Raw genomic sequence first — 278 nt, forward strand, 5'->3', positions numbered from 1 at the left:
GTCGTCGCGGGTCAGGCGGTAGTAGTGGAACTGGTTGGCCGCGTCGCCGATGCCCTGCCGTCCCGACCACCCGATCGAGGCCAGCTGGTCGGCGGTGAGCGGCTCGGTCATCAGCACGTGGTCGTAGACCGGCACGGTCATCAGCCGCAGCCGGCGCAGCAGCGGCGGGAAGGCGTTGGTGGCCAGCGCGACCCGCCCCGCGCGCACCCGCCCGGCCCCCTGCGGCCCCACGGTCGACAGCTCGACGCCGACCCCGGAGCGCTCGAGGCCGACCGCCC

The 278-nt window shown here is 75.5% G+C and carries 1 pseudogene; it reads right to left on the minus strand.

Annotation, left to right across the window (positions count from 1 at the left end):
- Positions 1-278 (minus strand): annotated as a pseudogene (locus QWY29_RS20320) (FAD-dependent oxidoreductase); the annotation flags it as partial.

Origin of the sequence: Nocardioides abyssi (genome assembly GCF_030412915.1) — a bacterium.
GTDB classification, from domain to species: Bacteria; Actinomycetota; Actinomycetes; order Propionibacteriales; family Nocardioidaceae; genus Nocardioides; species Nocardioides abyssi.